A 12,025-nucleotide genomic window follows, 5' to 3' on the forward strand; every position below is an offset into this window, starting at 1 on the left:
CGTCCGCACCGCCCCCGTCCGCACCGCCCGCGCCGCCGCCGGGTGGGTTCCCGCCGCCTCCCGAGGACCGCCGATGACAGGTGACACCGACCCCTCCCGGCGCCGTGCCCTGGTCACCGGCGCCAGCCTGGGCATCGGCGAGGCGTTCGCCCGCCGGCTCGCCGCCGACGGCTGGGACCTCGTCCTGGTGGCCCGGGACGCCGCCCGGCTGGACGCGCTGGCGGCCGAGCTGTCCGGCCGGCACGGCGGCGACGCCGAGACGATCGCCGCGGATTTGTCCACCGAGGACGGATGTGCGGCGGTCGAACGACGGCTCACCGCCGGTACGCCGATCGAGCTGCTCGTCAACAACGCCGGCATCAGTCTGAACACGTCGTTCGTCCGCTCGTCGGTGGCGGACGAGGCGCGGCTGGTCCGGCTCAACGTGCTCGCGGTGCTGCGTCTGACCCATGCCGCCCTCGGTCCGATGATCGAGCGAGGCCGCGGGGCAGTGATAAATGTCTCTTCCGTTGCCGGCTTCGGTGTCCCCATGCCGGGATCCACGTACTCGGCCAGCAAGGCGTGGGTGACGAATTTCAGTGAATCGATCGGCCAGTCCGTCGCGCCGCTCGGCGTGCGCGTGATGGCGCTCTGCCCCGGCTACACCCGAACCGGAAATCACGAACGGGCGGGCATCGACATGTCCCGCCTGCCCGCCTGGGCCTGGCTGCGGGCCGACGATGTGGTTGCCGAAGGGCTGCTTGACCTGCATAAAGGTAAGTTCGTGAGTGTCCCGGACTGGAAGTACAAGGTGGCGGTGGCCGGGCTGCGGTACGCGCCGAAGCGCCTGCTGCGCGGCTTCCGGCGGGACAGCCGGGGTGCGGTCGGCCGGCAGGGCGGCTGACCGGCGGCCACCCGTACGCGGGCCGGTACGACGGCCGGCCGGGATGGACGGTCGCACAGCGTAGCCGCTCCTCGCCACCCGCCCGTCGCCCGCAGGGTTGACCAGGGCAGACCCGAAACACGGCGCTCAGACTTGCGAAGTACGCTCTTGGGCCATGGGCGACCACGACGACCTGCGCAAATTCATCACTGACCTAGCTGTGGTGCACGGCCGGGTGGTGCTCTCGTCGGGCCGCGAGGCGGACTGGTACGTGGATCTGCGTCGCGTCACGCTCCATCACGAAGCGGCTCCGTTGATCGGCCGGGTCATGCGTGACCTCACCGCCGACTGGGCGTACGACGCGGTCGGTGGGCTGACCCTGGGCGCCGATCCGGTGGCCGCCGCCATGCTGCACGCCTCGGCGGGCACCGGTCGCGCTGTCGACGCCTTCGTGGTCCGCAAGGAGGGCAAGGCCCACGGTCTCCAACGCCGGATCGAGGGGCCGGACGTCTCCGGGCGGCGGGTGCTCGCGGTCGAGGACACCTCCACCACCGGTGGAAGTGTGTTGACGGCGGTCGAAGCATTGCGTGAGGCGGGGGCCGAGGTGGTGGGTGTGGCGGTTATTGTTGATCGAGGTGCCGGCGACACGGTGCGAGCCGCCGGATTGCCCTATCGGGCGGCCTATACGTTGGCTGACCTCGGCCTTGTGGCGTAAAAGTTTGCCGATTCGGATCTGCTGATATGCAGGCGGATCGATGCTGCTGGTGGAAGGATGGAATACGTGGGAACTGCGTTGGCTGAAATGACCATGCCTCAGATCTCGCCGCTTGCCGGCGAGCCGATCGAACGCGCCGACGCCGAGCGGCTTGCGGGGGTCCTCAAGGCCCTCGCTGACCCCGCCCGGCTGCGGCTGCTCAGCCTGATCCAGTCGGCTCCCGAGGGGGAGGCGTGCGTGTGTGACCTCACCGCGCCGCTCGGCCTCTCGCAGCCGACGGTCAGCCACCACCTGCGAATCCTCACCGAGGCCGGCTTGCTGGAGCGGGAGAAGCGCGGGGTCTGGGCGTACTACCGGCTGGTGCCGTCCGCGATCGCCACGATCGCGGATCTGCTCACCCCGCCGCGGAAGCGGGCCACCAAGAAGGCTCGCTGAAACCTTTCGGGCCGGCCCGAGCGAGGGTCGACCCGACCGGGTGACCGGTGGCGTGCGAGGGGTGGCGCCATCAGCGCACGGTGACGGCTGTCGTCGTCCGTGTGACCCGGCGAGATCAGTGATGTCGAAGGCCGGTCCTCGTCCGAGGGCCGGCCTTCGGCGTCCGTACGCGCTCAGCGGCGGTGCTGCCCGCCGTCTCCGTGCCCGGGCCGGTGCTCCTCGATGCCCTCCCGGGCTGCCTCCACAGTGCCGGCCACCGTCGCCGCGGTGATGACGGCGACCGCCTCGCCGCGCTTGCGCGCCCGCCGGTCGCGGAGGAACTCGAAGAAGATCGGCAGCACCGAGATCACGATGATCAGCGCGACCACCGGCAGGATGTACCTGTCGATCTTGTCGCCGATGGCGTCGTAGATCTGGCGGGCCAGCAGGTAGCCGATCAGCAGGATGCCGTCCACCCAGAGGATCGCGCCCACCACGTTCCACACGAAGAACTGGCGGGCCGACATGCCGAGCACCCCGGCCACCGGATTGAGGAACGTCCGCACGATCGGGATGAACCGGGCCAGCACCACGGCCTTCGCCGGGCCGAACTTCTGGAAGTAGTACTCCGCCTTCTCCACGTACTCCCGCTTGAACAGCCGGGAGTTGGGCTTCTCGAACATCCGGCGGCCGTACCGGGCGCCGAGCCAGTGCCCGAGCTGGGCGCCGGCGATCGCGCAGAGCGGACCGCCGATCATCAGCCCGGCCAGGGACAGGCGGGTGCCGTCGCCGAAGATGGCGTCGGCCACCGGGGAGGCGGCCACCCCGGCCAGGAACAGCAGCGAGTCGCCGGGGAAGAAGAAGCCGACGAGCAACCCGGTCTCGGCGAAGAGGATCACCCAGACGCCGATCATGCCGAAGGTGTGGATGAGGTCCTTCGGATCGAGCGGGTTCAGCGCCACGCTCTCGGAGAACATCCGGGTCTTCTCTGCTGTGTCCACGGCCACACAGGGTACCCCGGCCCGGTCCGGCATTTCGGCCGGACCGGGCGTCCTCGTCAGAGGCGGGGGTCGACCGGCTCGGACTCGCAGGCGAGGATCGCGAACACCAGCTCGTGGTGGCGCCAGAGCGGAGCGTCCTCGGCCAGCGCGTCCAGGGCGGCCAGGCCCAGGCCGTGCTCCCGCAGGGCGAGCCCGCGCTTGCGTCCCAGCGAACGGCGGCGCAACGCGGCGAGCTGCGCCGCTTCGGTGTACCCGGGACCGTAGATGATCCGCAGGTACTCCCGCCCCCGGCACTTGATCCCCGGCTGCAGCAGCGAGCCCTTCGGCGACCGTGCGGCCAGGCCCGCGTACGGCTTGACCACCATCCCCTCGCCGCCGGCCGCGGTGAGCGTCAGCCACCACTGCGTGGCGTCGGCCACCGCCGACTCGTCGGCCAGGTCCACCACCCGCCGCCGGGTCGGGGTGAAGAACTCCGGGTCGGCGGCGCAGAGCCGGTCGGCCAGTGCCAGGTGCCAGCCGTGGTCGCGGTCGGCGTAGCTCACCCCGGCCCCGGCCAGCACCGCGAACGGCGCCAGCGTCACCCCGCGCAGCCCGTCGGTCGGCCGGACGTACGCCCGGTAGGCCGCCGAGTAGGCGGTGACCTCGGCGGCCCGCCCGGCCATCCGGTCGCGCAGCGCGTCCACCGGCAGCCCGCGCCCGGCGGCGGTGTCCAGCGCGGCGAGCACCGCCGGCAGGGCGGCCCGCCCGGCCGCGCCGACCCCGGCGTACTGCTCGCGGATCAGCCCGCCCGCCTTCGCCGACCAGGGCAGCAGCTCGGCGTCGAGCAGCAGCCAGTCGGTGTCCAGCTCGGCCCAGAGGCCGGCGGCGGTGACCGCCGCGCGCACCCGGGCCAGCAGCTCGTCGTCGAGCGGCGGGCCGAAGAACGGCCTTCCGGTACGGGTGTGCACCACGCCGCCGCCGAAGCGGCCCGGCTCCCGCTCCACGAGCACCACCGCCCGCGAGCCCATGTGCTTCTCCTCGCAGACCACCCGGTCGACGCCGGCCGCGCGGTAGTCGGCGAACGCCTCGGCCGGGTGCTCCAGGAACCCGTCCACTGTCGACGTCGAGCAGGGCGCCATGGTCGGCGGCAGCCACACCAGCCGGCCCGGGTCGACCGCGAAGCGGCTCATCACCTCCAGCGCGGCGGCGGCGTTCTCGGCCGGCACGGTCAGCGACCCGTACGCGTGGGTGAGGTGCCGCCGCCCGGTCACGTCGGCCAGGTCCAGCACGGTGTCCGGACGCGCGGGCGCGACCGGGAACAGCGGACGGGCCGGGGCGTACCACTCCTTCACCGCCGGAACGGCCACCAGCTCCTTCTCCGGGTAGCGCAGCGCGGTGAGCTGCCCGCCGAACACGCAACCGGTGTCCAGGCAGATGGTGTTGTTCACCCACTCCGGCTCGGGCGTCGGCGTGTGCCCGTACACGACCATCGCCGAACCCCGGTAGTCCCGCGCCCACGGGTAGCGCACCGGCAGGCCGTACTCGTCGGTCTCGCCGGTGGTCTCGCCGTAGAGCGCGAACGACCGCACCCGGCCGGACGCCCGCCCCTGGTACGCCTCCTTCAGACCGGCGTGCGCCACCACCAGCCGCCCGCCGTCGAGCACGTAGTGGCTGACCAGGCCGTCGATGAACGTCTCCACCCCGGCGACGAACTCCGGCGGCTCGGCGGCGAGCTGCTCCATCGTCTCGGCCAGGCCGTGGGTCAGCCGGACGTCCCGGCCGCGCAGCTTGCGCAGCAGCTTCTGCTCGTGGTTGCCCGGCACGCAGATCGCGTGGCCGGCCGCCACCATGCCCATCACCAGGCGCAGCACGCCGGGCGAGTCCGGGCCGCGGTCCACCAGGTCACCGACGAACACCGCGGTACGCCCCGACGGGTGCGCCGCGTCCACCGGGCGGCCCGCGTCGTCGTGCCGCAGCACGTAGCCGAGCCGGGACAGCAGCGCCTCCAGCTCGGTTCGGCACCCGTGCACGTCCCCGACCACGTCGAACGGGCCGGTCAGCTCCCGCCGGTCGTTGAACAGCTTCTCGTAGCGGACCTCCGCGGCGTCGATCTCCTCCACCCCGCGCAGCACGTGCACCTTGCGGAAGCCCTCACGGGCCAGCCGTCCGTACGACTGCCGCAGGTCGCGGCGCATCCGGTTGAGCACCTGCCGGCCGTGCGTCCGGTCGGCGCGCGCCTCCGTACGCTCCCAGGCCACCGCCTCCGGCACGTCCAGCACGATCGCCACCGGCAGCACGTCGTGCTCCCGGGCCACCCGGATCAGCCCGGCGCGGGCGTGCGGCTGGAGATTCGTCGCGTCGACCACAGTCAGCAGTCCCCGCCGCAGCCGGATGGCGGCGACGTGGTGCAGCGCGTCGAACGCGTCGACGGACGCGGACTGGTCGTTCTCGTCGTCGGCCACCAGGCCGCGGAACGTGTCCGAGGAGAGCACCTGGCTGGGCGCGAAGTGCCGCCGGGCGAACGTGGACTTGCCGGAGCCGGAGACGCCGACGAGCGCCACCAGTGCCAGCTCGGGGATGTCCAGGACGGTCATCGGTTCGTCGCCTCCTTCCGGTAGTTGCTGTCGGTGCTGTCGTTGTTGTCGCGCTGGCCGGCGCGCTCGTCGCGGGTGAGCACCGCCATCTGGGTCGGCGTGCCCACCTCCGGGTCGTCGTCGCCGACGCCGCCGAGCACCGCCGTGTAGCCGTGCGCCGCCGCCACCCGCTCCACCCAGGCGGCGAACTCCGCCCGGGTCCATTCGAACCGGTGGTCCGCGTGCCGGAACCGGTCCGGCCCCAGCCCCTCGTAGCGCACGTTGTACTCGACGTTCGGGGTGGTCACCACCACCGTGCCGGGCCGGGCGTGACCGAACACGGCGTCCTCCAACGCCGGCAGGCGCGGCGGGTCGAGGTGCTCGACGACCTCCATCAGCACCGCCGCGTCGTACCCCCGGAGCCGGTCGTCCCGGTAGGTCAGCGCGGACTGCCACAGCCGGATCCGGTCCCGCTGCCGCTCCGGCAGACGGTCCAGGCGCAGCCGCCGGGCGGCCAGGCCGAGCGACCGGTCCGACACGTCGACGCCCACCACCTCGGTGAACCGCCGGTCGGCGACGAGCGCGGTGAGCAGCGCGCCGCCACCGCAACCCAGGTCCAGTACCCGGCTCGCGCCGCTGTCCCGCAGCGCGGCGAGCACCGCCTCCCGCCGTCGTACCGCGAGCGAGGCGCGGCGGACGTCCTCCACCGCCGCGGCTTCTCCGGTCGCGGGCTCGATGCTGTCGTCGGCGGGTGGCTCGTCGGCCAGCCGCAGCTCGGTCAGCCGGGCCATCGCCTCGCCCGCGAGCGCCCGGCGGTGCGCCAGGTAGCGGCGCGTGATCAGGCCCCGCTCCGGATGACCGGCCAGCCAGCCGGCACCGGCGCGCAGCAGCTTGTCCACCTCGTCCGGCGCCACCCAGTAGTGCTTGGCGTCGTCGAGCACCGGCAGCAGCACGTACAGGTGGTTGAGGGCGTCCGCGAGCCGCAGCGTCCCGGTCAGCGTCAGGTCGACGTAGCGGCTGTCACCCCACTCCGGGTACGTCTCGTCGAGCGGGATCGGGGTGGCCGTCACGGTCCAGCCCAGCGGGGTGAAGATCCGTACCGCCAGGTCGGCGCCGCCCCGGCAGCGCAGCACCGGCACCCGTACGGCCAGCGGGATCGCGCTCGCGGCCAGCTCGGGACGGTCGCGCGACTCGCCGCGCAGGGCGGAGCGGAACACCTTCGCCAGCGCCGACGAGAGCAGGCTCGACGCCGCGTACGGGCGGTCGTTGACGTACTGCCCGAGCGCGAAGCCCTCCGGCGCCCGGTTCTTCCGGCCGCCGCCCAGCTTGAGCGGATCGACCTCGACCAGCAGTGCCGCGGTGCAGCGCGCCTCGTCCGCCTCCGGGTAGAACACATGCGCGGCACCGGCGGGCAGGTCGAAGCTCTGCACGCGGTCCGGATGCTTCACCAGGAGGTGTCCGAGGTCGGTCGCCGGGCGATGGGTCGTGGTCAGGGTCAGCAGCACCCATCGATGATCTCGTGATCGCCTGGTTCCTGTCGCGGGGGTTTCCGGCCGAACCGCCCGCGGTGACCGGGCGCCGGATCAGCGGTAGTCGTCCTCGTCGGCGGTGACGACGCGGGCCTGCTCCATGGCGTCCCAGTCGTCGACCTCCATGCCCCGGTGCGGCTCACCGTCTGTCTCGTCGGTCACCGTGGTGGCCTGCTCGACCGCGTCGGCCGGCTCGGCCTCCAGATCCCGCTCCTCCGGGGCGAGGTGGTCACTGGGGGCGAAGTCCTCGTCGGGCTGACCCATCGTCCCTCCCTGTTCTCCGTGCGGGCATCGTCCCCACCACCGTACGGGCTGCTCCGGGCCGCCGCTGGGTGGCGGGCGGAACGGCGGAGTCGGCGATTGTCCCGCTCCCGGCGCGCGGCCGGTGCCAGGATGGGAGGCATGGGCTTTCTGATCCGACTGGCGATCACCGCGGTCGCGTTGTGGATCGCGACGCTGATCGTGCCCGGAGTGGAGGTGAGCGGCCGTAACACCGGCAACAACGTGCTCACCCTGGTCGTGGTGGCACTGGTCTTCGGTGTGGTCAACGCGGTGCTCAAGCCGCTCATCAAGGTGTTCGGCTGCGTGTTCTACCTGCTCACGCTCGGCCTGTTCGCGCTCGTGGTGAACGCGCTGCTGTTCCTGCTGACCGACTGGATCGCCGGGGTGCTGAAGCTCCCGTTCCACGTGGACGGCTTCTGGGCCGCCTTCTGGGGCGCCATCGTGGTCGCGGTGGTGAGCTGGCTGATCAGCGTCGTCGTACCGGACCGGCTGGAGAATCGGTGAGCGGCGTCCGGGCCGGTTGTGCCCCTCTCGCGCTCCTACGGGATACTGCCCGCGGTGGACAGCGCGGTCCGGCGCAACCGTGGACGTGAGCGACCGGAACGGTCGCGCCCATGGAAGACAGCGGCCTGCACGGCCGAGAGCGGTAAGTAAGGAGCGTTCGACATGCCCATCGCTTCCCCCGAGGCTTACGCGGAGATGCTGGACCGGGCCAAGGCCGGCCGGTACGCGTACCCCGCGATCAACGTGACCTCCTCGCAGACGCTGAACGCGGCGCTCAAGGGCTTCGCCGACGCGGAGAGCGACGGCATCATCCAGGTCTCCACCGGTGGCGCGGAGTACCTGTCCGGCCCGTCCGTGAAGGACATGGTGACCGGCGCGGTGGCGTTCGCCGCGTACGCGCACGAGGTCGCCAAGAAGTACCCGGTGAACATCGCGCTGCACACCGACCACTGCCCGAAGGACAAGCTGGACAAGTTCGTCCGGCCGCTCATGGCCATCTCGCAGGAGCGCGTCAAGGGCGGCCAGGAGCCGCTGTTCCAGTCGCACATGTGGGACGGCTCGGCCGTGCCGGTGGCGGAGAACCTGGAGATCGCCGAGCAGCTCCTCACCGAGGCCGCCAAGGGCAAGATCGTCCTGGAGATCGAGGTCGGCGTCGTCGGCGGCGAGGAGGACGGCGTCGAGAACGCCATCAACGACAAGCTCTACACCACCGTCGAGGACGGCCTGGCCATGGTCGACGCGCTCGGCCTGGGCGAGAAGGGCCGCTACATGGCGGCGCTGACCTTCGGCAACGTGCACGGCGTCTACAAGCCGGGCAACGTCAAGCTGCGCCCCGAGGTGCTCAAGCAGATCCAGGACGCGGTCGGCGCCAAGTACGGCAAGGACAAGCCGCTCAGCCTGGTCTTCCACGGCGGCTCCGGCTCGCTGCTGTCGGAGATCCGGGAGGCGCTGGACTACGGCGTGGTGAAGATGAACATCGACACCGACACCCAGTACACCTTCACCCGCCCGGTCGCGGACCACATGTTCCGCAACTACGACGGCGTGCTGAAGGTCGACGGCGAGGTCGGCAACAAGAAGATGTACGACCCGCGCGTCTGGGGCAAGGCCGCCGAGGCCGGCATGGCCGCCCGCGTGGTCGAGGCCTGCGAGCACCTGCGCTCCACCGGCACCACCATGAAGTGACGCCTCGCGCGTGAACGGAGGGCCGGCACCCGGACGGGGCCGGCCCTCCGTGTCTCACCCGGCGGTCAGCACCCGGACGGCGTCGCGGACGTCGTCGGTCAGATGGATCGTGTGCGACAGGTCGCCGAACGGGGACGCCGCGAACAGCGGCCGCAGCAGCGACTCCACCGGCAGCTCCGTGGTCCAGTACGTGCGGTCCAGGAAGACGTACGCCCCGCTCGCCCCGTCGGTGCCGTAGAACGTCTTGGTGGCCGCCTGGAACACCTCCTGCACGGTGCCGGCCTTGCCGGGCGCGAACACGATCCCGCCCCGGGCCAGCCGCAGGATCGTGTCCTCCCGGATGGCGTTGGAGAAGTACTTCGCGATCCGGCCCGCGAACAGGTTCGCCGGCTCGTGGCCGTACAGCCAGGTGGGGATGGCCAGCCCGCCGGACCGGGCCCACTCGGTGCCGGGTGCCGACGGGCGAGGCGACGGCAGCGACGGGCCGTCCGCGTACCGCTTGCGCACCGCCAGCGCCGCCGCCGTGTACCGGTCGTGGTCGGTGAAGTCCGGCGCGACGGCGAGCACGTCGATCGCGGCGGTCAGCTCCTCGGCCGGCCAGGCCGCGAGGAACGCGCCGAGGTTCGCCGCCTCCATCACGCCCGGACCGCCGCCGGTGACCACCAGGCGGTCGGCCCGCGCCAGCTCCCAGCCCAGCACGGCGGCCATCCGGTACGCGACGCTGCCGCGCGGCACGGCGTGCCCGCCCATCACGCCCACCACCGACTGCGGGCCGTGCGCGGCCAGCCACGACCGGGTGGCGTCGGCCAGCGCGTTGTCCACGCCGTGGTCGTGCAGTCGCTGACCGAGCGCCTCGCGTACGTCCGGCAGCGCGCCGCCGTGCGCCCGGAAGTGCGCGTACACCCGGGTGTCGTACATCTCGGCGAACCCGCCCTCGGCGAACCCGGCGGCCAGCTCGTCGGCGGTGTAGAGGTGCGACGGCTGGGTCGGGTAGGGCAGCCCGGAGAACGGCGGGACCACGTTGGCGCCCCGGCGGACCAGGTCCGCGCCCACCTCGCGACCGGCGAAGCGGCAGCCCACGAAGAGCGTGCCGGTGACGTCGACGTCGCGCAGGTCGGGGACCGGGTCGAGGTCGAGGCGCAGGCCCTGCACGGTCAGCCCGGCCAGGGTGCCCCCGGCCAGCCGCTGCTCGAACGCGGTGCGGGTCTCGATCTCGTTGACGTGGGGCGCGTGCGGCTCGATGACGTCCGCGGGTGGTGGGGTCGGCACCAGGTCATCCTGCCCCCGCACGGCAAGTGCCGAAACCGGGGGCGCGAACGACAGGAGCCCGGCGGGCACGCCGCCGGGCTCCTGCGTAACCGGGTCCTGGGGAGGCTCCGGATCTGTATTTGTAGTGCAAGAACCACGGCGGCGGCATGGGCCGCGGGTACGTCCGCTCCCGCCGCAGGCGTGACGAAACCCTCAGCCGTTCAGCCAACCGTACGGGCGAGGCCCCTCGCGTACCCGAGGGCGAAGCGGGTTGAATGGGGCGATGCAGAACCTGTTGCCTGAGCCACCGGCCACCCTGCTCCCGACCCACGAGGAGGCCGACGCCGCGCTGGCGGCGGCGGCCGAGCAGGGCACCGACGAGGCGTACGCCGAGGTCGCGGCCCGTTTCCCGACCTACAGCGCGGCCTGGGCGGCGCTGGCCGGCCGCGCGCTCGCCGCGGATCAGGTCGTCACGGCGTACGCGTACGCCCGCACCGGCTACCACCGGGGCCTCGACCAGCTGCGCCGCAGCGGCTGGAAGGGCCACGGCCCGGTGCCGTGGTCGCACAAGCCCAACCGCGGCTTCCTCCGCTGCCTGTACGTGCTGTCCCGCGCGGCGGGGGAGATCGGCGAGGCGGACGAGGCGGCCCGGTGCGCCCAGTTCCTCCGCGACTGCGACCCGGCCGCCGGCGACGCGCTGTCCGGCGACTGACCACTACCGCGACGGCCGGCCCTCTCGGGGGTCGGCCGTCGCGCCCGTCCTACAGTCCTACAGCCCTTCCGCCACCGACGCGGCGATCTTCAGCCAGGCGTCCCGGGTGGCGGAGGAGAGCTGCCCGTACCGCAGCGGCTCGCCGGTGTCGATGAGCCGCTCGTACGGCGCCAGCAGCACCGCCCGGGTCCGCGCCGCGAAGTGGGCCTGGATCGCGGGCAGGTCGATCTCCTTGCGCGACGGCGGCATCGAGACCACGGTGACCGCCTGCCGGACCAGCCGCTGCCGGCCGCTCTGCTCCAGGTGGTCGAGCATCCGGGCGGCGGTCTCGGCCGAGTCGTTCCGGGCCGACATGGTGACCACGAGTTGATCGGTGGCGTCCATCGCGGCCTGCCAGTTCTGCGCCCGGACGTTGTTCCCGGTGTCCACGAAGATCAGCTTGTAGAACCGGCTGACCACCTCGCGGATCTCCGCGAACGCGGCGGCGGTGAGCATCTCGCCGCCGGTCGCCGACTCGTCCGAGGCCAGCACGTCGAACATGCCCTCGCCCTGTGAGCGGACGTACTGCGACAGGTCACCCACCCGGCCGTGCGGCCCCTGGAACTGGGCCAGGTCGCGCAGCATGTCCCGCACCGTACGGGCGTGGAAGTCCTGCTGAGCGCGCATGCCGAGGGTGCCCTGGGTCTCGTTGTTGTCCCAGGCCAGCACGTATCCGCCGCGCTTCTGGCCGAACGTCATGGCGAGCAGCAGGATCGCCACCGTCTTGCCGGCGCCGCCCTTCGGGTTGACCACTGTCACCTGACGCAGGCCGCCGAAGTTGCGGCGGACCATCTCGATGTCGCGCTTCATCTCCTGCTCGTGCCGCCCGGGCGCGAGCCGGACCAGCCCGATCTTGTTGACCATCGCGCGTACCCCCATGGTGGCCACCGGGTCGATCGGCCGGGCCTGGCGGCGGCGGGCGAAGTCCTCGGCGGTCGGGGGTACCGCCTGCTGCGGCGTCCAGCCCTGCTCCGGGTGGGCC

Annotated in this window: 12 protein-coding genes; 6 read left to right on the forward strand and 6 right to left on the reverse strand. The window is 72.4% G+C overall.

Going from position 1 to position 12,025, the window contains the following annotated elements; genetic code table 11:
• Window positions 1-73: 73 nt before the first annotated feature.
• The 3 genes from EAD96_RS27860 to EAD96_RS27870 all read left to right on the forward strand — a co-directional run bounded on the left by EAD96_RS27860 (window position 74) and on the right by EAD96_RS27870 (window position 2,012).
• Complete coding sequence (locus tag EAD96_RS27860) at window positions 74-883, forward strand: SDR family oxidoreductase (RefSeq protein WP_121686336.1); 810 nt, start codon at window positions 74-76, stop codon at window positions 881-883.
• A 154-nt stretch (window positions 884-1,037) separates the two neighbouring features.
• The gene (gene pyrE / locus EAD96_RS27865; protein WP_091413808.1) at window positions 1,038-1,577 is read left to right on the forward strand and encodes an orotate phosphoribosyltransferase; all 540 of its coding nucleotides are present in this window, start codon (window positions 1,038-1,040) and stop codon (window positions 1,575-1,577) included.
• A gap of 57 nt (window positions 1,578-1,634) precedes the next feature.
• Window positions 1,635-2,012, forward strand: a complete 378-nt coding sequence (locus tag EAD96_RS27870) for a helix-turn-helix transcriptional regulator (RefSeq protein WP_007454255.1) — start codon at window positions 1,635-1,637, stop codon at window positions 2,010-2,012.
• A gap of 173 nt (window positions 2,013-2,185) precedes the next feature.
• Here EAD96_RS27870 and EAD96_RS27875 read toward each other — a convergent pair whose 3' ends face one another.
• The 4 genes from EAD96_RS27875 to EAD96_RS27890 form a co-directional block, all read right to left on the reverse strand.
• Window positions 2,186-3,025: a DedA family protein gene (locus EAD96_RS27875; RefSeq protein ID WP_120572365.1), complete on the reverse strand. Its 840-nt coding sequence runs from the start codon at window positions 3,023-3,025 to the stop codon at window positions 2,186-2,188.
• A 23-nt stretch (window positions 3,026-3,048) separates the two neighbouring features.
• Window positions 3,049-5,565: a polynucleotide kinase-phosphatase gene (locus tag EAD96_RS27880; protein ID WP_121686337.1), complete on the reverse strand. Its 2,517-nt coding sequence runs from the start codon at window positions 5,563-5,565 to the stop codon at window positions 3,049-3,051.
• Window positions 5,562-7,049 carry a 3' terminal RNA ribose 2'-O-methyltransferase Hen1 gene (locus tag EAD96_RS27885; protein ID WP_121686338.1) on the reverse strand — a complete coding sequence of 496 codons (1,488 nt, stop codon included), beginning with the start codon at window positions 7,047-7,049 and terminating at the stop codon, window positions 5,562-5,564. The genes EAD96_RS27880 and EAD96_RS27885 overlap by 4 nt, the downstream gene beginning before the upstream one ends.
• 78 nt (window positions 7,050-7,127) lie before the next feature.
• On the reverse strand, window positions 7,128-7,337 hold the full coding sequence (locus EAD96_RS27890) for a hypothetical protein (RefSeq protein WP_120572362.1): 210 nt from the start codon (window positions 7,335-7,337) through the stop codon (window positions 7,128-7,130).
• Window positions 7,338-7,475: 138 nt separating this feature from the next.
• Between EAD96_RS27890 and EAD96_RS27895 the strand changes: the two genes are divergently transcribed.
• Both EAD96_RS27895 and fbaA read left to right on the forward strand, forming a co-directional pair.
• The gene (locus EAD96_RS27895) at window positions 7,476-7,859 is read left to right on the forward strand and encodes a phage holin family protein (protein ID WP_120572361.1); all 384 of its coding nucleotides are present in this window, start codon (window positions 7,476-7,478) and stop codon (window positions 7,857-7,859) included.
• A gap of 162 nt (window positions 7,860-8,021) precedes the next feature.
• Window positions 8,022-9,044, forward strand: coding sequence for a class II fructose-bisphosphate aldolase (fbaA, locus tag EAD96_RS27900; RefSeq protein ID WP_121686339.1), 1,023 nt, complete (start codon window positions 8,022-8,024; stop codon window positions 9,042-9,044).
• A gap of 54 nt (window positions 9,045-9,098) precedes the next feature.
• On the opposite strand, the gene EAD96_RS27905 is transcribed toward fbaA, so the two are convergent.
• Window positions 9,099-10,313: an LOG family protein gene (locus tag EAD96_RS27905; protein WP_199733323.1), complete on the reverse strand. Its 1,215-nt coding sequence runs from the start codon at window positions 10,311-10,313 to the stop codon at window positions 9,099-9,101.
• A gap of 262 nt (window positions 10,314-10,575) precedes the next feature.
• Between EAD96_RS27905 and EAD96_RS27910 the strand changes: the two genes are divergently transcribed.
• Window positions 10,576-11,004 carry a DUF3151 domain-containing protein gene (locus tag EAD96_RS27910; RefSeq protein ID WP_091414087.1) on the forward strand — a complete coding sequence of 143 codons (429 nt, stop codon included), beginning with the start codon at window positions 10,576-10,578 and terminating at the stop codon, window positions 11,002-11,004.
• 57 nt (window positions 11,005-11,061) lie between these two features.
• On the opposite strand, the gene EAD96_RS27915 is transcribed toward EAD96_RS27910, so the two are convergent.
• Window positions 11,062-12,025, reverse strand: a 964-nt coding sequence (locus EAD96_RS27915; protein ID WP_368666046.1) for a MinD/ParA family protein, incomplete at its 5' end; no start/stop codon positions are given.

Origin of the sequence: Micromonospora sp. BL1, assembly GCF_003667485.1 — a bacterium.
Classification (GTDB): Bacteria; Actinomycetota; Actinomycetes; order Mycobacteriales; family Micromonosporaceae; genus Micromonospora; species Micromonospora tulbaghiae.